The organism is Peribacillus acanthi (assembly GCF_003073175.1).
Taxonomy (GTDB): Bacteria; Bacillota; Bacilli; order Bacillales; family DSM-1321; genus Bacillus_BN; species Bacillus_BN acanthi.
Window position 1 is genome coordinate 96124 of sequence record NZ_QBBX01000012.1, and the last position, 22401, is coordinate 118524.

At 36.7% G+C, this 22401-nt stretch carries 21 protein-coding genes; 5 read left to right on the plus strand and 16 right to left on the minus strand.

Annotated elements, in window-relative coordinates; translation table 11 throughout:
- The first annotated feature begins 101 nt into the window (after positions 1-101).
- Positions 102-1217 carry an aminopeptidase gene (locus tag DBX25_RS13425; RefSeq protein ID WP_108671320.1) on the plus strand — a complete coding sequence of 372 codons (1116 nt, stop codon included), beginning with the start codon at positions 102-104 and terminating at the stop codon, positions 1215-1217.
- A gap of 252 nt (positions 1218-1469) precedes the next feature.
- On the opposite strand, the gene murC is transcribed toward DBX25_RS13425, so the two are convergent.
- From murC to DBX25_RS13450, 5 genes are all read right to left on the minus strand, one after another.
- The gene (murC, locus tag DBX25_RS13430) at positions 1470-2771 is read right to left on the minus strand and encodes a UDP-N-acetylmuramate--L-alanine ligase (protein WP_108671321.1); all 1302 of its coding nucleotides are present in this window, start codon (positions 2769-2771) and stop codon (positions 1470-1472) included.
- Positions 2772-2944: 173 nt separating this feature from the next.
- Positions 2945-4054, minus strand: a complete 1110-nt coding sequence (locus DBX25_RS13435) for a nicotinate phosphoribosyltransferase (RefSeq protein ID WP_108671322.1) — start codon at positions 4052-4054, stop codon at positions 2945-2947.
- Positions 4055-4307: 253 nt separating this feature from the next.
- On the minus strand, positions 4308-7067 hold the full coding sequence (locus tag DBX25_RS13440; RefSeq protein ID WP_108671323.1) for a DNA translocase FtsK: 2760 nt from the start codon (positions 7065-7067) through the stop codon (positions 4308-4310).
- Positions 7068-7398: 331 nt separating this feature from the next.
- Positions 7399-8205, minus strand: a complete 807-nt coding sequence (locus tag DBX25_RS13445; protein WP_108671324.1) for a DUF1444 domain-containing protein — start codon at positions 8203-8205, stop codon at positions 7399-7401.
- A 56-nt stretch (positions 8206-8261) separates the two neighbouring features.
- A complete protein-coding gene (locus DBX25_RS13450) occupies positions 8262-8573 on the minus strand; it encodes a thioredoxin family protein (protein WP_108671325.1) in 312 nt (103 codons plus the stop codon).
- A 414-nt stretch (positions 8574-8987) separates the two neighbouring features.
- Here DBX25_RS13450 and DBX25_RS13455 point away from each other — a divergent pair, with 414 nt between their 5' ends.
- On the plus strand, positions 8988-11108 hold the full coding sequence (locus DBX25_RS13455; RefSeq protein WP_108671326.1) for a methyl-accepting chemotaxis protein: 2121 nt from the start codon (positions 8988-8990) through the stop codon (positions 11106-11108).
- 29 nt (positions 11109-11137) lie between these two features.
- On the opposite strand, the gene DBX25_RS13460 is transcribed toward DBX25_RS13455, so the two are convergent.
- A complete protein-coding gene (locus DBX25_RS13460; protein ID WP_108671327.1) occupies positions 11138-11650 on the minus strand; it encodes a hypothetical protein in 513 nt (170 codons plus the stop codon).
- Between the two features lie 198 nt (positions 11651-11848).
- On the opposite strand from DBX25_RS13460, the gene DBX25_RS21655 reads away from it, so the two are divergent.
- Entirely contained in the window at positions 11849-11980 is a 132-nt protein-coding gene (locus DBX25_RS21655; protein ID WP_276309611.1) for a hypothetical protein, read from the plus strand.
- A 48-nt stretch (positions 11981-12028) separates the two neighbouring features.
- Here DBX25_RS21655 and DBX25_RS13465 read toward each other — a convergent pair whose 3' ends face one another.
- Positions 12029-12544, minus strand: coding sequence for a DUF84 family protein (locus DBX25_RS13465; RefSeq protein WP_108671328.1), 516 nt, complete (start codon positions 12542-12544; stop codon positions 12029-12031).
- Positions 12545-12564: 20 nt separating this feature from the next.
- Positions 12565-13638 carry a M42 family metallopeptidase gene (locus DBX25_RS13470; RefSeq protein WP_108671329.1) on the minus strand — a complete coding sequence of 358 codons (1074 nt, stop codon included), beginning with the start codon at positions 13636-13638 and terminating at the stop codon, positions 12565-12567.
- A 174-nt stretch (positions 13639-13812) separates the two neighbouring features.
- On the opposite strand from DBX25_RS13470, the gene DBX25_RS13475 reads away from it, so the two are divergent.
- Positions 13813-14124, plus strand: a complete 312-nt coding sequence (locus DBX25_RS13475; RefSeq protein ID WP_108671330.1) for a hypothetical protein — start codon at positions 13813-13815, stop codon at positions 14122-14124.
- Between the two features lie 47 nt (positions 14125-14171).
- On the opposite strand, the gene DBX25_RS13480 is transcribed toward DBX25_RS13475, so the two are convergent.
- The gene (locus tag DBX25_RS13480) at positions 14172-15014 is read right to left on the minus strand and encodes a YtnP family quorum-quenching lactonase (protein WP_108671331.1); all 843 of its coding nucleotides are present in this window, start codon (positions 15012-15014) and stop codon (positions 14172-14174) included.
- Between the two features lie 143 nt (positions 15015-15157).
- The gene (trmB, locus tag DBX25_RS13485) at positions 15158-15805 is read right to left on the minus strand and encodes a tRNA (guanosine(46)-N7)-methyltransferase TrmB (protein WP_108671332.1); all 648 of its coding nucleotides are present in this window, start codon (positions 15803-15805) and stop codon (positions 15158-15160) included.
- A gap of 224 nt (positions 15806-16029) precedes the next feature.
- Here trmB and DBX25_RS13490 point away from each other — a divergent pair, with 224 nt between their 5' ends.
- Positions 16030-16308 carry a YtzH-like family protein gene (locus tag DBX25_RS13490; RefSeq protein WP_108671333.1) on the plus strand — a complete coding sequence of 93 codons (279 nt, stop codon included), beginning with the start codon at positions 16030-16032 and terminating at the stop codon, positions 16306-16308.
- On the opposite strand, the gene DBX25_RS13495 is transcribed toward DBX25_RS13490, so the two are convergent.
- The 6 genes from DBX25_RS13495 to thpR all read right to left on the minus strand — a co-directional run bounded on the left by DBX25_RS13495 (position 16303) and on the right by thpR (position 22126).
- Positions 16303-17082, minus strand: coding sequence for a phosphotransferase family protein (locus DBX25_RS13495; RefSeq protein WP_108671334.1), 780 nt, complete (start codon positions 17080-17082; stop codon positions 16303-16305). The genes DBX25_RS13490 and DBX25_RS13495 overlap by 6 nt on opposite strands.
- A 359-nt stretch (positions 17083-17441) precedes the next feature.
- A complete protein-coding gene (gene pulA / locus DBX25_RS13500) occupies positions 17442-19595 on the minus strand; it encodes a type I pullulanase (RefSeq protein ID WP_108671335.1) in 2154 nt (717 codons plus the stop codon).
- A gap of 3 nt (positions 19596-19598) precedes the next feature.
- Complete coding sequence (locus tag DBX25_RS21660; protein ID WP_108671336.1) at positions 19599-19814, minus strand: diacylglycerol kinase family protein; 216 nt, start codon at positions 19812-19814, stop codon at positions 19599-19601.
- 11 nt (positions 19815-19825) lie between these two features.
- Entirely contained in the window at positions 19826-20563 is a 738-nt protein-coding gene (locus DBX25_RS13510; protein ID WP_157950964.1) for a diacylglycerol/lipid kinase family protein, read from the minus strand.
- Complete coding sequence (locus DBX25_RS13515; protein WP_108671338.1) at positions 20541-21542, minus strand: hypothetical protein; 1002 nt, start codon at positions 21540-21542, stop codon at positions 20541-20543. Before DBX25_RS13515 ends, DBX25_RS13510 begins: the two co-directional genes overlap by 23 nt.
- A gap of 17 nt (positions 21543-21559) precedes the next feature.
- Positions 21560-22126, minus strand: coding sequence for an RNA 2',3'-cyclic phosphodiesterase (gene thpR / locus DBX25_RS13520; protein ID WP_108671339.1), 567 nt, complete (start codon positions 22124-22126; stop codon positions 21560-21562).
- Positions 22127-22401 lie beyond the last annotated feature (275 nt).

Genomic DNA, 22401 nt, shown 5'->3' on the forward strand with positions numbered 1-22401 from the left:
ATATCTATTATTTAGCTATCTCAAAAGAAAAAAGTAAAAAAATTGCTATAATTCGGTTACAATAAAGAAGTCATTTAAATTTTCTGGTTGGAGGATACATAATGAAAGACCCTAGAATACAAACATTAGCAAAAAATTTAATCAATTACTCTGTAAAGCTTCAAAAAGGAGAAAAGGTTTTAATTGAAAACTTTGGCCTTCAACGTGAGCTTGTCACTGCTCTAGTGAAGGAAGCATATGCAGCTGGTGGATATCCATTTGTATCATTAAAGGATCACCAAGTAGATCGTTCATTATTGATGGGTGCTCAAAAAGAACAGTTTGACATGATTGCAGAATTCGAGGCAAATGTTATGAGTAAAATGGATGCATACATTGGTCTTCGTTCTGGTGACAACATCAATGAACATGCTGACGTACCAGGGGATAAAATGAAAATTCATGGTGATACAGTCGGGAAGAAGGTACACAGAGAAATTCGTGTTCCGAAAACTCGTTGGGTGGTCCTTCGTTATCCAAACTCATCAATGGCACAGTTGGCAAAAATGAGTACGGAAGCTTTCGAAGACTTCTACTTTGATGTTTGTAATCTTGATTACGGAAAAATGAGTGAAGCTATGGATAGCCTTGTAGCATTAATGAATAAAACGGACAAAGTTCGCATCACTGGTCCAGGAACAGACCTTACTTTCTCCATCAAGGATATCCCAGCAGTTAAATGTGCTGGTGAATTAAATATTCCAGATGGTGAAGTTTATACAGCACCTGTACGTAACTCTGTCAATGGTGTGATTACTTACAATACTCCATCTCCTTACCAAGGCTTCACTTTTGAAAATGTAAAGCTTACTTTTAGAGATGGCAAGATTGTTGAAGCAGAGGCAAATGATTCTGAAAGAATTAATCATATTTTTGATACTGATGAAGGTGCCCGCTACATCGGAGAATTCGCAATTGGTGTGAATCCTTACATTTTACATCCAATGCAAGATATCCTATTCGATGAAAAAATAGATGGCAGCTTCCATTTCACTCCAGGACAATGCTATGATGATGCATTTAACGACAATCATTCCAATATCCACTGGGATATGGTAAATATTCAACGTCCAGAGTACGGTGGCGGAGAAATCTACTTTGATGACGTATTAATTCGTAAAGATGGTAGATTCGTCATCCCAGAGTTAGAAGTTTTGAATCCAGAGAATCTTAAGTAAACAAAACAAAATCCCCAAGATGACTTGGGGATTTTTAATTAACTTGGCAAAGGGACTTTGTAAGTTCTTAAAATGGTATTAAATATTCTCAAGATTGAGCCATATATTCCCGACTTTGGTCGCTTTATTCCCAACTAGAGTTGATATAATCCCAACTTTCAATAATATATTCCCATCTTGTCGAATTTCCTCTAATTTAAGAAAAAAAGAAGCAGGTAATAAAATCCTAATTTATTACCTGCCTCACCTTATTTAATCTTCCAGTTCAGCTTCATACGCCTTCTGGAATTTAGGAATGTCCCCAGCGCCCATGAAAAGAATGACACTATTCTGGAATTGCTTCAATACAGAAGTATTATCCTCTGATAAAAGCTTTCCTCCTGGAATTTTTTCTTGTAAATCTTCAATTGAAAGCTTACCTTGGTTTTCACGAGCGGAACCAAATATCTCACAAAGGAAAACATGATCGGCCATGTTTAAGCTTTCAGCAAACTCAGATAAGAAAGTTTGTGTTCTAGTAAAGGTATGCGGTTGGAAAACAGCCACAATTTCTTTCTCCGGATATTTTTTTCGAGCTGAGTCTACTGTAGCTCTTATCTCAGTTGGATGGTGAGCATAATCATCAATTAAAACTTGATTACCTATCACTTTTTCTGAAAATCTTCTTTTAACCCCTGTAAACGAAAGCAATTGTTCTTTTACAGCTTCTGCATCAATGTCCTCGTATTTGCATAATGCGATGACAGATAATGCATTCAAGACATTATGGTTTCCATACGTAGGAATAGTGAATGTATCATAAAAAGTGTTCCTTACAAAGACGTCGAATGTCGTACCCTCTGTTGTGGAATTAACATTACGGGCTTGGAAATCATTTTCCTCATTAAACCCATAGAATATCACTGGTACCTTGGCTTGTATTTTTTGAAGTTGTTCATCATCCCCACAAGCAATGATTCCTTTATTAACTTGTAAAGCCATCTGTTGAAATGCATCAAATACATCATCAATGCTTGCAAAATAATCTGGATGATCAAAGTCAATATTAGTCATTATAGCGTAATCAGGATGGTATGCTAAAAAATGTCTTCGATATTCACATGCTTCAAAGACAAAGTATTGTGCATCTTTGTCCCCTCTTCCAGTACCATCTCCAATTAAGAAAGAGGTTGGTTTTGCCCCTCTCATAACGTGAGCCATTAGACCAGTTGTCGAGGTTTTCCCATGTGCCCCTGTAATGGCTACACTGGTGAAGTTTTTCATAAAATCACCTAGGAAGCGATGATATCTGATCACTGGCAGTCCAAGCTCCATAGCTCTTTGAATCTCTTCATGATCATCACGGAATGCATTACCTGCAATAACCGTTAATCCTGGTTGGATATTCTCCTTTGTAAAAGGGAGGATTTTTATTCCGGATTTTTCAAGACCGATTTGAGTAAACAATTGTTTTTCAATATCTGAGCCTTGTACCTGGTAATTCATATCGTGAAGCACTTGTGCAAGTGCACTCATACCCGAACCCTTTATTCCAACAAAATGGTATACAGTCATATGAGAACCTCCAACAATCATCTAAACGCAATTCTAATGAAATGCTATTCATTTATCGTTCATTTTCAGTATTTTTAATTCAGTCCAATGTCAAATGCAACCTTTATACACAATAAAACATTATATCATAATCCTCATATCCTGAGGATTTAAAATTTCATGTCCATCATTACTTAAATTTCAGATAGATCAACTTTTTCTAATCTTGGATTAGGGCGGAATTTACGGCCTTCTTTGGCTTGATGCTTTCCATTTAGCATTACATTGTCACCAGTAAAACCGATATTAATTTTTAATAAACTACTTCCTACTCCGTACATATCGACAGGTGCCCCCGCTTTTTCGAACTCAATTATTCTTTGTTCGCTAAATCCACCACTTACGACAATTTTCACATGGTTAAATCCTTCAGCGTCTAGTGCATGCCTAAGTGCTGAAATCAGTTCAATATTAACCCCACGTGGGTCGAATGTTCCTAGCAAGTGCTGGTTTCTAAGAAAATATTTATCAATCATCGTTCTTGATGTATCAACACGTACACCTCTAAGAACGGAACCGAATTCCCTTGCAACTTTAAGAGCATCTGTTATTACATCATTATTATAATCAACAAGAGCCAATAATTCATCTTCTGGGAATTTCTCGTGATATGCCTTGCATGCAGCCACAAGATCACCGTTAAAGAGTTGGATTAAGGCATGTGGCATGGTTCCCATCCCTTGTTTGCCCCACCATTCATTCATTGCATGGGTCGCCTGGGCAGTAACTCCACCAATATGTGCAGCATAACCATCCCCAGCTTGTTGTGTAAAATGATCATCACGATCTCCCATGAAGATGACCGGTTTTTGATTGCCAGAGATACCTGCTGCTTTAACTACATTATATACATTTGTAGCAACAGAGGTTCTGCGGGCTAAAATACCATCAATGACTCCTTCTAAATAGCCAAAGCTTTGGTATGGGCCAGTTATCGTAAGAACTGTTTCAAAAGGCTTGATTTTCTCCCCATCACTTAAAGAAAAAATTTCAAGTTCTTCGGGTTTATCAGCAAATTCCTTAATTAGAGCTATTACCTCATCTGTCCCACATAAAACCGCATCCTGTTTCTGAAAGAACTGCATGGTAACAATATTGTTCGGGAAGTAATCCTCTACGATTTCTTTAGTTTTCAAGAAATAAACCGCTGAGAACCAACCTTCTCTTACTCTTTCATCAAATTTGAATGTATGGTTTGTAAGGCGCTTTAGCTTGCCTTGTAATTTTAATTCAATCTCTTTCATTGTAGAACTCCTCTAAGATCTCAAGTACGATCATTATTTTCCGGTTTTATTATCTATTATTAAATAGAAGTAAATAAAGAATACCATATTTTAAGAAGGTATCCTTTATTTCACTTTCTTAATGTATAGATGTCTGTATAGAAGAGAATAGACGGAAAAGCAAATTCTTAAAATAAGCTATAAGGGGAAACTTACCCTCAGCCATTAAATAGCCCGTCAATCGGGAAGTAAATTCTATCACGCATTTTTGATTTTACATTGGTTTATCTGACAAGAAAAGCTCTATTTCTTCTTCCCCCATTAAAACATCACGTGGTCTGCTCCCTCTTGCCTCTGAAATGACTCCTTGTGATTCAAGCATTTCCATCAACCTTGCAGCACGGTTGTAACCTATACGGAAATGTCTCTGTAGGCTTGATGTAGATGCAGCATTTTGGGTAACTACAAACTCACAGGCCTCGATAAAGAGTTCATCAGAGTCAGCCGAAATCTGTGCTTTGGCTAGAATTTCATCTTGCTGGAATAGGTATTTTGGTTCCTGCTCCCTTTTTACATGGTTTACGACCTGGTCTATTTCATCATCACTTACAAAGGTACCTTGTAGTCGTACAAGTTTCGATGATCCGTTCTCCAAGAACAGCATATCGCCTTTACCAAGCAGTTTTTCTGCCCCACTAACATCAATGATAGTCCTTGAATCAACTTGAGAAGAAACGGAAAAGGCAATCCTTGTCGGAATGTTTGCTTTAATCAATCCTGTTATTACGTCTACGGACGGCCTTTGTGTAGCAACAATCAAGTGGATACCACATGCTCGTGCTTTTTGTGCGATACGACAGATGGCTTCTTCGACATCCGCTGGCGACATCATCATCAAATCCGCCAATTCATCGATAATGATGACAATGAAAGGAAGTTTGTCCGATAAGCGACCTGCAGAACTTGCTTTTTCATTAAATCTATTAATATCGCGTACACCTGTATGGGCAAACAATTCGTATCGTCTTTCCATCTCTTCCACTGCCCATTTTAAAGCTGCTGTAGCAGCCTTCACATCCGTGATAACAGGACTAACCAAATGTGGAATGGAATTGTACGGTGCTAATTCGACCATTTTTGGGTCAATTAATAAAAGCTTTAATTCTTGTGGAGTAGCTTTATATAACAAACTCACTAACATCGTATTGATACAAACACTTTTCCCAGATCCTGTCGCACCTGCAATCAATCCATGTGGCATCTTTCGTAAATCGGTGACAATTGGATCTCCCGAAATATCAAGTCCAAGTGCAGCTGTTAAAGGAGATGGGTTGTCCATAAAAGCAGGGCTCTCTAGTATTTCCCTTAAAAATACAGCTTTGCTTTTTCTATTAGGAATTTCAATACCAATCGTGTGTTTACCAGGAATCGGTGCCTCCATCCGGATATCCTGAGCAGCTAAGCTAAGTTTAATATCATCTGAAAGGTTCGTAATTTTATTTACTTTTACTCCCGCTTCTGGTTGCACTTCAAAGCGAGTGACGGACGGGCCTTGCGTGACATTTACCACATGGGCCCTGACATTGAAATTTTTCAATGTTTCATTCAACATAAACGCCTGCTGTTCAAGCCAATCATCATCCGCTTTTTCTGTTTGGATTGCTGGCTCAAGCAATTCTAGGGAAGGAAATTGATAAAAAGGCAACGATTCATCCTCAATGCTTTCCTTTGTGTTCAAATCATTCAATGCATTGACATTCAAAGACTTTTCCCTAGGTTCAATAATAACTTTAGTCTCTTCCTCTACCTTGATAATAGGTTCAGATTCCTGCTCCAATTCTTCCACTACTGGGGAAGTTTTAGTTTTTGGTAGTTCCTTTTTTGGGCTTGGTGTTTGAAGAAAATCATATTGTTTTTTTACTGGATTTGTCAGCTTTTCTTTATCGTGTTTTAACATCACAACGTTAAACGGTATATGTTTTTTTGGACGAATAGGAAGTTCTCCTTCCACACTCGTTTCAGATTCTAAGGAAAGGTTATCAGTATGTTCTGCACCATCCTCAAATGCTAGAACTCTTTCATCTTCTTCAGTGTCAGTATCTGCAGGTAAATTCATCAAGTGTAATTCTGGTGTTTGAAGATTCTCCTTGATAAATATCTCATTTTCTTCCGTATCTGTCGCCGTTACTTCTGTCTCAGTTTCTCGGTATGTGATACTTTCTTGTTTTCTAAAAATTGCCGGTATACTTTGTTCATCCTCCACAATCGTCTTTAATGGATTCGTTTGCACAACAACCGGTTCTTCATGGACATGGGTTTTTGCATTTGTAAGAGTTTGATCTTGTAGTCCGATTATTATAGGAATAACAGGTTCTTCTTGAACAGTAGTTTCACCCTTCGAAACCTGTCTAATTCCTTCACTGCCCTCTAATGAAATCACATTCTCTTTTTTTCTAAGAATAGTAGGCGTACTAATATCCCTTCTATTAGAGTTTGATTCCAGCTCAAATTCGACGGTTACTTCTTGAGCATTATTTTCACTTTTTTTTGTTTCTGGTCGTTGTTTAAAGCCATATACTGGTGATGGAATCTCTGTCACCGAAAACGGTTTGGTAGAAGTCTTTACAATTTTTTCTGTCTTGACCGCATTTCGTGTTGGCTGTTCCATTGTTTTACTAGACCTTTTAGGCTCTTTTAATGGATGTGTTTGTTGTTGAACACTTTGGTTTTCTGGTTTGTTGGTAGTTGATTGACGTCTAACTAAAGGCTTCTTCCTTGAAACTTCCTTGTCAGGAATAATGGGAAATCTGAAATTGCCTTTTGGATATTGATACTGTACATTAGCTTCCACATCTTTATTCTTTAATGTTTGGGATTCTAGGTTTCCTTCTGGCTCAGCTTGTTTTTTCTTTAAAAAAGCTATAGGGTCTCGCTTTAATTGTTCATGTTCTTTCGGTTCTAGCGTCACAATTTCTTCTATTTCAATTACTTCTTCATCTTGAAACCATTTCTTTATTTTCTTTAACCATTTCAAATAAATCACCTTCTAATGCTGTTAGTCATCTATTTATTGTATCAATAAATCGCGAAATATGTAGAAAAATTAATAGATTAGTACAATGTGTGTAGAATTAGGACTTTCTCTATGGCATAACCTAGCTTGCTTCAAATAAGGGATATCCCCCTACAATCTATTTATTTAACTAGTAGAATATATTTCCTCTTATATAAGACTTCAAGCGTAAAATACATGAAATGAGTAATTTACAATAAAAAAATGACAAAAGGAATCGGGAGAGCGTACTCTCGATTCCTTTTGTCGACAATCTAAAACCGCCTATAGGCTAATCAAAATGAAGCCTTTATTACTTTGGGCTATTATTTTTTTTGTTCCTTCCAAGGATGAACACTGGTTCAAGGTCTCCATTCTCATATAAGAAAGATAAAGCAGTGATCGGAACGAGCCCACTGGCAAAAAAGCTCATCGCCATTTGTGCCAACACATCATACCCAGTCTCATTCCGTATATCCGCAACGATGAGAACATCCTGGTGAGGAACAGCTAGCGCCATAGTCCCTTCCATTTTTTCTTGCATTGATTTTAACCAAGAATCATTTAAAATCCTACTAGCATCATATCCATCCTTTGTGCTTACAAAATGATAGACATTGCCAGCAACTGAATCAGTTTTGACATTTGTTGAGAGGCCTCTTACATTAAACATGGCGACCTCACGTAAATGATCAGGATTCCATCCTTGTTGCTCCAAGAACTTCTCATCGATCAATCTATACGTATTCCCTAAATCTAAAGCGTAGAAAATTCTAGTTTCAGCTGTATGATCATCGGCAATAAACGGTATTCCACTATGATCCTTTAAAGGAAAGGATGTCGATCGAATTACAGGGAAAATTTTGCTTTCTTGACCTTGCATCGAATGCTTACCACCCATGGCCTTTATTGCTTCTTCCACGTAATATACCGTTTCTTCAATTGCCTTTTCCCCTGAATTTTCCCATTTTGCAATAACAGGAGGAAGATCAATCGTAATCCCCTTCCCTGTTTCAGAGTTCTCAATTCTGATTGTATCTTTCTTCGGATCAAACTGAAATTGAAGGTGAGGAGATTGTAATTTCTCCATCAACAGGTCCTTCATACGTTTACTGTTCATTTTCATGTTCCCCTGCCCCTTTCGACTATCAGTGCGTCCTATCCCTTACCCTACTATTATAGTGATTTTATAAAACGTTCAATTTCTTCTTGAGTTTTTCGGTCTTTACTCACAAATCTTCCTAACTCCTGGCCATCTTCAAAAGCAAGGAAACTTGGAATGCCAAAGACATCATTATTTACACATAGGTCAATAAATTTATCACGATCAACATATACGAAGTTGAAATCACTAAATTTTTCTTCTACCTCTGGCATAAAAGGATCAATAAATCTACAGTCAGGGCACCAATCGGCAGAGAATAAGAAGATGTGCTTTCCTTTATCTTTTAACTGATCAAATTGTTCAATTGTCTCTAGTGCTTTCATTTCTCTTCCTCCTAAATTAACTTTGTCATCAAACAGTATGAATCCATTTTCCTTCATATATTCTGATAGTATCAAACATATTCATCAACTACTAATAAAAAGTAATGAACAACCGTCTAAAAAAATTAGTCCTAAAGTTTATCTATCAATCTTAGCGAAAACATTTATAGGTATATTGTTTTAGTAGTAAATTAGCTCTATAATAAAAGAAATTACTTATTTTTTTGAATTTTTTCTCTTAGACCACTGACCTATGTGATATGAATTTTTTTCATATCCACTTATACTTTGGGACTATAGAGGAATTTTTTTATATACATTAGAAAACTGGGCAATCGCCAAGCCATAGTGCCGGTGAAAGGCTAGTTGCATTTATATAAAAAACTAAATATATAGAGAAAGGGGACCCGAGCCGTGAAAACAATTAAAGCAAAAATAGGCTTTATATTATTCATGTCAACGTTTGGTCTACTCATATTATTAACTTTCAATCTCCTTTCTAGTAACATTCAGCAGGATGTAAAGAAAGAAGAAGACAGACTTTCACTAGCAGTAATCGATAGTAAGGAAATTAAGTACAATATGGCACAGACGCGTAAATATGAAACTCAATTTTTACGTATCCCAAACCAAGGTGGTGCCAAAAAAATTGAAAAGACTATCAGTAATGTTCAGATACAATCGCAATCATTAATGAAAAATAATAAAGACAATGCTGATATTGTAAAACAATCCAAGAAAATTGAAGAAAATGCAAAAGAATATAGCGATAGTTTCAAAAAATTATTTGGGTTTTATGAAAAAGTAGGATTCACTCCAACTTCTGGGCTTAGAGGAACAATTGATCAAGCAGGTTCCGAATTAGAAGGATTGCTACAGGGTAGCGGAAATCAAAGCTGGAGCGAACGTTATAAAACCATTCGAGTGTTGGAAAAACAATACTTATCAACTAAAGAAGAGAAAGTGTATTCAGAATTCACCAAATCAGTCAATGAACTGAAAGATGAAATAAAAGTTGCACTTCCTGCTGATAGTACATTTTCTTCTAAATTTGATACATATAGTACCTCTATGCATGAAGCTGCAACTACATATAGAGAATCAAGTAGGCTTATGGTTGTGTTTGATGAAAATGCAAAATCCATTGAAAAAGCAGTTTCCGATGTTGAATCAGGAGTAATTAAGCAAAAGGCTGTAATAAATGAAGATTTGCAAAAACAAAATGCAAAACTAGGTACTATACTTTTAGTAATTAGTGTAATTTTAGTTCTAATTCTTATTTCTATTGGTCTACTTGTTATGAAAACTATCAATTCTTCCATTTCATCTCTTAAGCATGGTGCTGAGCGCATAGGTTCAGGAGAGCTAGGCTACCGTGTGAATGATACAAAAAAAGATGAAATGAGCGCCCTAGCCCATACATTTAATGATATGGCTGAAAAGGTACAAGATGCATTAAAGAAGGTTCTGAATTCAGCGGATCAATTAAATTCTTCATCTCAACATCTTGCGGCGATATCAGAAGAAACCTCAGCGCAATCAAACGAAGTAAATTTGGCTGTTAAACAAGTGGCAATTGGTGCTTCTGATCAAGCAGAACAATTAGAAGATAGTAAACAAATCATGAACAATGTTTCGAGTGCAATCCAAGAAACGCAAACCATCAGTGAAGACATCGCGTTGGAAGCTGAAAGAACACAGGATGAGGGTAGAGAGGGCTTAAAGACGATTATTATTTTGCAGGATACTTCTGAACAGTTCCTTAGCTTAGCAAATCATTTAACGGCCCAAGTCCAACAGGCTTCCGATCAATCAAGAAGTATTTCTTCCATTGTTTCTACTATCCAGGAAATTGCTGAAAATACGGATTTACTGGCGCTTAATGCAGCGATTGAATCTGCGAGAGCTGGAGAAGCAGGAAGAGGATTCTCTGTTGTCGCTAAAGAGGTTAGAAAGCTGGCAGAACGCTCAAAAATGGAAGCACAAAATATTCAAAAGCTTGTAGATACAATGAATAGTCAAATGCTTTCTTTAAAACAGGAAGCCGTGAAGTTCAATGAGTATAAAACGAAACAAAGTGAATCTGTATCTTCAACAAAGTCAGCATTTGAAAACATTGTGAACCATATAGAGGGGATCAACGTTAAGCTTAACGGAATCCAAAATGCAATCGGACATGTCCAAAGCTCCAATGGCACCTTGTTTAACAAAATGAATGACATCTATAGAATTTCTGAACAATCCGCTGGGGTGGCAGAAGAAGTTAGCGCTTCAAGTGAAAATCAATTGATGGCAATTTCTCAAGTGAATGAAGCGGCATCTGAACTAAGCTATATTGCTTCTGACTTACAAAGTGTCATTAGCCAGTTTAACTTAGAGGATTCAGTAGAGAAAAATATTAGAACATCTTCAAAAGAAAAGAAAAAGAGAATCAGATTCTCTAAACCAACCATCAAAATGAAATTTATAAAACCAAGACTATCATTTTCTAAGATTAAGGTCTTTAATCTAGTTAAGAAATTTAAAAAGAAATAAAGAAAAGGGGCGCCTCGGCACCCCTTTTTCTAATCCTGTTTAATCGAAATGGCAGTTTTCATCAATTCCTTAGAAAGTAATTCTAAGTCAGATGCCTTTGCAACTGTGGTCACTTTAACTCCACCAATCCCTACGATTAACTCATATTTATTCTCTTCCGTTTCTCTAACTGTAAAAAAGCCTTTTTTCCCTGGTTTTTCAAAAGTTTGGATTGTTTTGTATTCTTCCTTATGATTCATAAAGTTTTGGATAAATACTTCACTATCACTTTGTTCATTAGGGTTAACAAATATAATTGCGTATGTATCACCTTTATTCATGATGACATTATGCTTTTTTTCCTCTTCAACTTTAAATCCTTCGGGTAGGTAATAATTAAATTCCTCCCCCTTTTCATTTGGTTCGACAGTATTGTTAATAAAAGAGGTTTTAGCAGCTTTTTCTCCTTTTTTAATTTCCTCGTCCACATTGGTAGAGCAGCCTGTAAATAAAAGTAGTAAACATAAGAACCCTATTGCTTTCACTATTCGCTTCGGGACCATTAAACTTTCCTCCACTTTATGTATTCCAGTCCTTTCCATCATACTAATAAATATGACAGGCATTCAACATAATTCAGTAAACTATGATTACCTCTATTATTTTTATTATATTCAATTTTCATACTATCTAAAATGTTGTTTGAAACACGATTTTCGAGTGCATATTAACCATAATAACCAATAAAGGAGTTCGAATAAATGAAGAGAAATAATACCGACAAAAGAACTGAAAAGCCAAAAGAAGAAATAGAGACAATCCAAAAAATCACAAATGGTGCAGATGGACAACCAGTCCCTCAACCTAAAGATTATGAGGAAATAGAATACTAAAGGTGAAAAAAGCTCCATCAACCAACTATAGGTGATGGAGCTTTCCTTTTAATCGTTCTTTAATTGATATTCATATTGTCCAATTAACATTCTCATGATATGGACAAACATTTCCGATCGAGTAATGCGTTCATTAGTAAAAACGCCAATGGCTCCTTCTCTCTTTCGGATATTTTGTTTATTTGTATATTCATCCATGATTGGACCAAGCTCTTCTCCATTTAGTAAACGATCACCAATTTCCTTTGGTAATGGAATTCGTGCTCCACCGGCAATGATTGGCTGATTCCCATCACTAACAAGGGCTCCCCAATTGCACACGTAAATGTCATTAACCGTTTTCACTACTCCACCTTCCAAACCGATTCCTATTTCAGCACCGGATAAATCCTTTGCATTCTTAGCCCTTGTAATGGCTCCTAGAATCGTTTCTTCATCAGAAAATGGCTGGGCGGATACACCAGAAGATACGTCTAAAGATGTCACTTCTACTTGTGTTTCCTGAAAAGCAATTACTACAGCAGAAACCTTTGCTGGATTCTTGCTGCCTACACAAACTTTCATTTCTTTATTTCACATCACTTTCAAGATTGAGCTCGAATAGCTTTGACCGTTGAAGAGTCACAAGATAATACTAACTTCTTCAACAATTCTTTAGCAGCCGCATAATCATCAATATGTATTATCGACGCAGCAGTGTGAATATATCTAGAACAGATGCCTACTACTGCACTCGGCACACCATCATTTGCTTGATGTACACGACCTGCATCAGTGCCACCTTGTGATACAAAATATTGATACGGAATTGAATTTGATTCAGCTGTATCTAATATAAACTCTCTCATACCTCTATGTGTGACCATTGATCGATCTAATATACGAAGTAATGCCCCTTTGCCTAATTGTCCAAACTCACTTTTCTTTCCGGACATATCATTAGCAGGACTTGCATCAAGTGCAAAGAAAATATCTGGTTTAATCATATTGGCAGCCGTTTGAGCTCCACGAAGACCTACTTCCTCTTGTACAGTAGCTCCAGAATACAGAATATTTGGCAATACATCATTTTTGGTTTCTTTTAATAACTCAATGGCAAGCCCGCAACCATAGCGGTTATCCCAAGCCTTAGCCATGATTTTTTTCTCATTTGCCATAGGTGTGAATGGACAAATAGGAGTAATTTGCTGACCTGGCTTAATTCCCATCCTTTTGACATCTTCTCTGTCATCTGCACCAACATCTATCAACATGTTTTTAATATCCATTGGTTTAGCACGTTGTGATTCCTCTAGTAAATGAGGAGGAATTGAACCTATGACACCTACGATTGGACCTTTATCTGTTGTAATTTCCACTCTTTGCGCTAGTAATACTTGATTCCACCAGCCCCCTAGAGGTTGAAAGCGAATCATCCCATTATCCGTGATATTGGTTACCATGAATCCAACTTCATCCATATGGCCAGCGACCATCACAGTTGGACCATTTTCATTACCAACTCGGACTCCAAAAATCCCACCTAGACCATCTTGTACGATTTCGTCAGCATGCATTTCTAATTGGGAACGCATGAACTTACGAACTGCATGTTCATTGCCTGGGGCTCCAGGAAGCTCCGTCAATGTCTTAAACAAGGATAAGGTTTCTTGATTCATTATAATATCTCCTTTTTACCGATCAGATGTTATGTACATCATCTATTTTACAGAAACTTCTGTATCCTTACCAGCCTTACAGTCCATTCATTATAAAACTATTTGTGCAGTCTTGCTCTCTATAGGTATACTAAAAATGAGGAATGGATCTGGTATAAGGGAGGAGGAAAATAGATGAATTGGAAAAATTTATTACTTGGAGCAGCTGTCGGTTTTGCAGCAGGAGTTTTGACATCTCAAGCTATAGAACGTAATGTTTCAATGTCTCCTGAGAAAATATTACAAGATGCCAAAAATGCCCTTCGGAAAAACGGTAAAATTATTGGCTCATGGATTGTCATGAAGTCAGAACAATATGAGAAAAATGACTTGACTTATACTGTCTTCAAAGGCGGACTAACTAGAAAAATCGGTGACCATCAAGAGCAATTGGAATTTATTGCTGATGCCATGACAGGAACCATATTAGAGGTTGTAGCAAAATAAGGAAAAATCAAAACAAGACAGAAGCACTCCTTCTGTCTTGTTTTGATTTAGTGCCGTTTGATGCTTTCAATGATTTCTTTACCGTCCTCAGAAAATTTTACAGCTCTGTAAAAAGCATCGTGATAGAAAGTATACCATGCATTTTTCTGAAGCCCATATTCCATCCATTTTTGCTTTTGGAAAATAGAATTCATTGGATAATCGTCAAATGCCAATACCCATAACACGTTTGAATGAGCATGTGTCGGCATTAAATCTGCCATATGTATTAGAATCTCATCGCCAGACTCCATAACAATGATAGAATGCCCATCACTATGGCCACCTGTATGAATCATTTTAACACCTGGAACAACCTCTAATTGTTCATGATATGTCGTTACTTGGCTTTCAATGGCTTCCCAATTCTCTTGCCAATATGTATTTCGAGAACGGATATTAGGTTTTTTCATTTCATTCCACTCGATATCTGAAGTAATAATTTTTGCGTTCGGAAACACTGATTCAAGCTTTCCATCATGTAACTTAGTAAGGCCAGTTACATGATCAAAATGCATATGTGTCATTAACACCATGTCTATATCTTTTGCGTAAAGACCTAATTCAAGCAAGTCTTCCTCTATTCTTGATTCTAATTCAACGCCATAATTCCTTAGTTGCTTTTCAGAAAATCTTCCTTTTCCTATTCCTGCTTCAATAAGAATATTTTTGTCTTCTGTCTGAACAAGTATTGGATCAGTTGGAAGTTCAATTTGATTTTTCTCATTGTGGGGATATTTCTTGGACCATAGTGGTTTTGGTACTACACCGAACATTGCACCACCATCAAGGAACGTTGTGCCTCCAGTCAACCATGTCAACCGGAAGTTTCCAAACTGTAAACTCTGCATCTTTCTCCCTCCTATTTGTCCCTATTTTATCATTGTTTTTCGATTATTCATAATATTGTATATGACAATTATTCTTCCAATAATTTTGTCTAGCTAAGGTAAAAGCAAAAAAGGATGATCCGTATTAGAGATCATCCTTTCCATTATTTCTTTGAGGGAAACTGTGCCTCAACACGGTAGATACGGCTTCCTTTGTTCGAAAACTTCTCTTCATACTCTGTCATGATGTTTCCTTCATAATCACTGTTATGCAAATCAAGACTAATGAAATTCAATAACATCCCATAATGGGACATGCTAATAAGAGAATACTCGAACAGACCTTGATTGTCGGTTTTGAAGTGAATTTCTCCCATATCAGGTAGAATATCCTCATAAATGCTTAAATACGTTTTATAAGTCAATCTTCTCTTTGCGTGGCGAGTTTTTGGCCAAGGGTCTGAGAAATTCAAGTACACCCTTGATACTTCCCCTTTATTGAAGAAATTACGTAAATCATTGGCATTTACACTTAAAAGCTTACAATTAGGAATTTCACTTTCAATTAACTTATCTAGTGCATGAACGATTACACTTTCATACACTTCAATTCCAAGAAAATTGATATGAGGATTTGCCTTTGCCATTTCAGTAATGAATCGGCCTTTTCCAGTTCCTACTTCAATATATAGAGGATGGTCATTTCCGAATACCTCATTCCATTTCCCATTACAATCTTCCGGATTTGCAATGACATACTGTGGAAAATCGTTTAATTTATCTTTAGCCCATGGCTTATGTTTTAATCGCATGATGACACCCCTATTGTAAATGTATCGTTCAAATCCTATCACGAACCCTTTTGATGCGCAACAAGAAATACAGTCCAATTTCTATTTCCTAATTCTATAAAACCAAGCTAAATGAATAATTTTAATTCTTGGCCGCATTCTATAAAAAGAAAAAGCCTAAAGGAAGGTTCATCTCTTTAGGCTAAACTCCCATACTTTTATCTTGTTTGAAAGGTTGTGCATTCATGCCAATTTCACATCAACATCAACTATCCTTATTAAAGGATATTCTTACGAACCACCAATCCGATAATTGTGGATCTGCTTCAGAGTGTGAACAAGTGGAAAGACTTGTCCAGTCTTTACTCACAAATGATCAGTACAGTGAAGAAACAAAGAGTATACTACAAGAGATATCAAAATATAGTCAAACTGGATCAACGACAGAAAATCTAGATGGCCATATTACTTCCTACAATCAACAGTTACTTCAATGGGTAGAAAACATGGATAGTTTTTCATAACTTTAATACAGAAATTAAATATTCTATCCCGTTATCTCTTTCAACTTGTCGCTGTTTAGAATGATACCATTGAATCGAGAGGATTGTCTGAGCAATCACATACCATTTCATTCTCAGTAACAAACCATCGCTTAACTGTTCACCATAAATGGCTAGCCATGATGCCCACTCTTCTTTAGGAACATACGAATAAAGCAACATGCCTAAATCAATAGCAGGGTCGGCAATCATGGCGCCATCCCAATCAATTAGGTATAGTTCCTCTTCATCAGAAAGCAACCAATTGTTATGATTTACATCAGAATGGCAAACAACATTTTCATGACAGAAAATTAAATCAATATTTTCATTTAAAAAAGCACGAGCTTGCCCCATTATTTCATGGTTTGCCAAATCCTGGTCCATTTGATTATCGATTTGCATAATGATATCAAAAGGCTTGAGTGGGCGCATGCCAAGCCTTTCTAACATTGACAGCAGTGGTTTTGAACAATGGATTTTCCGAAGAAGCTGCGCCACTCCTTGATCATTCATCTCTCTATGTGCAAGCTCTCTACCCTCTAGCCATTGCTGGGCGGAAATCACATCACCATTTTCCAATCTTTTTGTCCAAACCAACTTAGGGACAATACCTTCTGCTGATAGAACTGCCAGAAAAGGAGAAGAGTTACGCTTCAAAAAAAGCTTTTGTTCCGCATGGCTAGCAATAAACGCTTCCCCTGTTGCTCCACCTGCAGGAACTATCTCCCATTCTTGACCTAATAAATGCTCCAAATTGGTCACCTTCAATTTCTTCGCTAACCCTTCTATAGCTGATTTAATATTTATGTTAATAGGAATCTATAAATATCGTTTTATCCTTTTTTAACCATTATTAGAAAACTTGGCTAGCGCCAAGCCTAAGCGCCGGCGATTGCCAAATTGCGCTTATATTTAAATCCTTAAATTGGCCACTACGTCGACTTACTTCTTTGCTGCCAATTTATTATTTATTAATGAGTAAAAAAGACAGCTTATTGCGTCTATGTGCAATAGCCATCTTTATAAATTTTAGAGTATAAACTATTTTCCCGTCAAGTCTATTAAACCCTTCTAGATTTCCTACCTTAACAAGTTTTCAATATGATCTATTTTTATTCCTGAACGAAAATTGTAACACTTATTGGGTCTATCATTGTAGTAGAAGTCTCTATATCACGAAGGAATTCCACTCCACTTTTACCTTTTTCACATATGACCTTCCATAAACCCTTAATAGGGAATTGAATTTCAATCGATTCTAACAGGGGATTATAACATACAAGTATATTTCGCCAAGGTCCATACTCTTTTACATTTGTTAATTGATATAGAATGGCCGCTCCTGGTCCCTGAAGAAATGATACATGCTTTTGAATGAGTGGAGCGGATGGTAAGCGAAATGCACCATGTGCTTTTCGAATAGTAATCAAACCTTTTATAAACTCCACATTACTGCTATTCTCATGGCATCTTAACCAATCCAAAACATTGATGGAATCAGGAGATTTGTAGCTGTTTTCCACACCGTTTTTGGTCCGAAAAAATTCTTGACCAGCATGTAGGAATGGGATGCCCTGTGATAGAACAACCAAAGAGGTTGCTAAAGAATGGCGCCTTCTTTTAATTTCATCATCTTCTATTGGATTATTAAGGTGAATTCGGTCCCAAAGTGTATGATTATCGTGTGATTCCACATAATTAATGGACTGAGATGGAAATTGGAATAATCCAGATTTCCCATTAAAGTCAACACTACCTACAATGCTTCTCATCACATTTTCAATTTTATGATTGTTTCCATGAATATACCCTCGATCGTGAAGATTAAAGGTGCTACCTTTGATGCTATCTCGAAACCAATCATTAAATTGAGCGATTCTAGGCATCATCTTGGCGTTTTTAATCGACGCTTTTTGCTCAGCTGGTATTGGGGTATTCAAATCCCAGCCCTCACCCAGGAGAAGTGCTTCATGGTCAATCGTATCAACCATCTTCCGAACTTCATTCATCGTTTCAATATCGAGGATACCCATGAGATCAAAACGAAATCCGTTCACGTTGTATTCCTTCATCCAAAACTTAATGGAATCAATGATGAATTTCCTTACCATCAATCGTTCTGATGCAATATCATTCCCTACACCAGTACCATTTGACGGCATTCCATGTACATCATGTCGAAAATAATAACCAGGGACAATATGTTCTAAATTGGATGTTTCACGAACATACACATGATTGTACACTACATCCATGATTACTCTAATACCTTTATTCTGTAACGTAGCAATCATACGTTTCAGTTCTATGATTCTGGAATATGGATCTGATGGGTTGGTAGCGTAGCTTCCTTCCGGTGCATTAAAGTGAATCGGATTGTAGCCCCAATTATATTGGGAATCTGGTTTACCCTCATCCACTCCACCGAAATCATTAAATGGCAGCAGCTCCAAATGCGTAATCCCTAAATCCACTAAATAATCCAGGCCCGTTGCATTTCCTAAAACTGTACGTGTCCCTCCTTCAGTTAGTCCTAAGTATTTGCCTTTGTTATTTATCCCACTATCTGCATGTATGCTTATATCACGGATATGAGCTTCATATATAATGCTGTCTAGGGTGGAAGGTAATGGCGGCAATACAGGGAAATCTACAAACGTCTTCTTAAGATCCACAATTACTCCCATTTCACCATTCGTACTAAGGGCTACTGCATATGGATCGACCGCTTCCTTCCATACTAAGTTGATGCAAATAAGATAGGAATATAAATAGCCCTCCAGATTTTCATCAAGCTCAACTATCCAAATTCCTTTTTCGCTTCTTACACACTCTACATTAGGTCGCTCTATCCCATGAGGGTCCATTAGCTTTAATTTCACCATTGTAGCCGTAGGAGACCAAATCTTGAATGTAGATTTAGTTTCTGAATAGGTCACTCCAAGATCTTGGCCATTATAATAAAAAAGATCATCAAATTCAGGTGTACGAATTACAGATCCTATCTGAAGATCTGTCTTTTCACCATTTGAGTCATGTACTTCATATGTCAAGCCGAATACTGGATTTATTGGCAAAGCACATTCGAATTTCTTAAATTGTTTAAACGACATAACATTTTTTATGGGCAAATCTGACATTTTCTGCCCATCAATCCATAAAGAGAAGGAATCCGCATGGCCAGCATAGTGAGAATAAGGAAGTAGAATGGTAATAAGATTCAATTTATCCAGATAAGCATTAAAGGCTCTGCGAATACCAATCACATTCTAATCCTCCATCCTAGAAACAATTTTTATCCGTTTAGGAGAAACTTCCACTTGCATGTTTTGTTTACCTACTATTTCTCCATCTGCTTGAATATGAATCTCTTGGTCAGTATGAAAATATAAGTGCCTTGCTTTGAATGATTTAACACTTTTCAACTTTAAATGGCCGCCCCATAAAACCGTTGCAAATAATAGAAACAATTTTAGCCTTGTCAAATCATGCACCACTAGTATATTAAGCGCATGGTCGTCAGGTTCTGATAAGGTGATATTTTTATCCCACCACCAAAATAAGGCTGATTGGCAACTACCATGAACCAAACTTGGTGAAATTCATGGTCTTGGTTATCTATTTCCGCTCTTAAATCAAAAGGGTTAAAGGTTAAAATTTTTTGTATAAACGAATATAAATATACCAGCTTCCCAATTTTCAAAGAGTTGAAAATTGATTTCCATTTTGAACCATTCACTTCATGGACAATTTCTGCATCTAGACCAATCCCTAGACTGTTGATAAATGTACGCTTTGAGGTTCCATTTTGATAAACACCATAATCGATTAATCGATAATCTACATTTTCCAAAATGGTTTCCAATGCTTGGGATGCATTCTTGGTTTTTTGAAGCCCTCTAGCATAATCATTACCGGAACCGGCAGGAATATTCGCTATGATAGCTTGCGGAAAGGATACAGCACCGTTTACTACTTCATGTAAAGTTCCATCTCCACCAACTGCACAGATCACACACTCCATTTTGGTCTTTGTTAAAATCTGTCTAGTCAATTCCTCTGCATGGCCTGCATATTCTGTAAAAAATGCTTGGTATGGATGTTTCATATCAATCAATTCTTTTTCTATCTTTCCCCATATTTTCTTACTTTCTTGACTTTTCGCTTGAGGATTAATGATAAAAAACACAGGCCTATCTAAATGGCCTTCCTTATTCAATGCCGTTTGCATCATTTCTTCCATCTTCCCATTCTAATCGTAATACCGAAGTCGTTTGACAAAACTCTAATAGAGCCTCGGCTCCTTTTAATTGTTGATGTTTGAGCGGAGAGCTATGGTTTCTCATTTTCTCAAACCATTCTGGGAATGTCCGTTTATCAAGTAACAGTAAATCATGCGGAGCATCCGGGAAATCAATATACCCATTTCGACTAAGAACAACCTTCTTTACCGGAAAACTAACTTCGTATAATGAGAAAATCTGAGTAACGATTTTTTCCATCCGATTCAATGAAAGAAGTGGACTTAACACTTTCTTTTCTTGATTTACGTGATGTTTTTTTGTCCAAAATTTATCATTGGAAAATCCGTGAAATACTGCGTCGTCCTCGTCTTCTAAAAAACTGATGCACCAAGCATCTGTCGGGCTCATTAGGATAACTTCGGCTTCAACAGGAGCATTTTTTATCAAAAAAACAGGATGATAGAGTAACAGAAAATTATCTGGAAAACGTTGAAGGAAAAATTTTAGTTTTTCATCCCAAATATATCTCCCATCTACAAAGGAACGTTCACGGATTGTGGATGAGGCCCACTTCATTTGAAAGCGAAGCAATTGGTTCAAAAAGCTCACTTTAAGTTCATCTAGGTTTTTTGGATTTGTAGGGATGACCATATTCCAATCACTGTCTGAAAGATCGTTATCGTCTTCCTCATTTTTATCAGTCGGAACCTCTTCAACCTGCTCCTCTTCCTCCCTACTGAACATCTTTTTTAGTCGTCCAAAGACCCCGAGCTTCTCATCCTCAATCAACCATTCTTTTTGGGAATTCTCTTCTTGAAGTCGAAATATTTCTTGAAGTGTCCCATCTAAGTATGCCTGATGTAATTTTGACCATTGCTGTTTTTTCAATCGGACATATTGCGTTGGATAATGAAAAATATCCTGTTCATATCGCGAAATGTAATCTTGTAACTTAATCAACTGACCCATGTAAACACGACCATCCTCTAGTGTTGTAGCTTTATTGAAAAAACCGTTTCATATTTAGGTGTACGATCCAGGTGTGTACGATATAGTGTAATTTGACTAGCATTGAAATAAGAGGTTTTGTTCACTGAGTGATCTGCCTCGTTCCATAATTCATCTGATAAAGGAGTCTCCCCTGAATATTTTCGGGCTAGGGTAATATGGGGTTTGAAAGGTTTGTCGTCTAAAATGAAACCCGCTTCCAGACATACTTTTTTAACGATGATTTGCAGCTTCATGAGTTTTTCCTCATATGCATTCTTATACCATAGTATGCGAGGAGAGGTATTGACGCCAAATATCCCAAGACCAGATAAGAATAATTGAAAACTTGAATAATTAACTAATCTTTCTTCTAGATTTTCCATACACGCTTTAACCTTTTCCTCTGGTACAGATCCAAGGAAAGCAAGAGTAATATGATAATCCTCTTTATGAACCCACCTTTGAAAGGGAATCGTACCTTTTATTTTTTCACACTGATAAAATAAAAGTTCTTTCGTAGATTGGGGTATGGATAATGCAATAAAAAAATGTGGCTGTTTCATGATTCCATTCCTTCCCGTTGCTATTGTTCAGAATGTGAATATTATTTGAAACACTGACTGGAAATATATCTATATTGTACCAAAAACAAAATTTACCGACACATTCTATGCTATAAAATAATTAGTACCAATTTTTTGTTGAAGATTAGAAATACTTGACTAGCGCTAAGTCAAAGATACTCCTTATGCCAAGGTATCCTTATACTTTATCCCTAAAATTATCCAATAAACCGACTTCCTTCTCTGTTGTTCATTCTTTCAGTAAGAAAATCGAT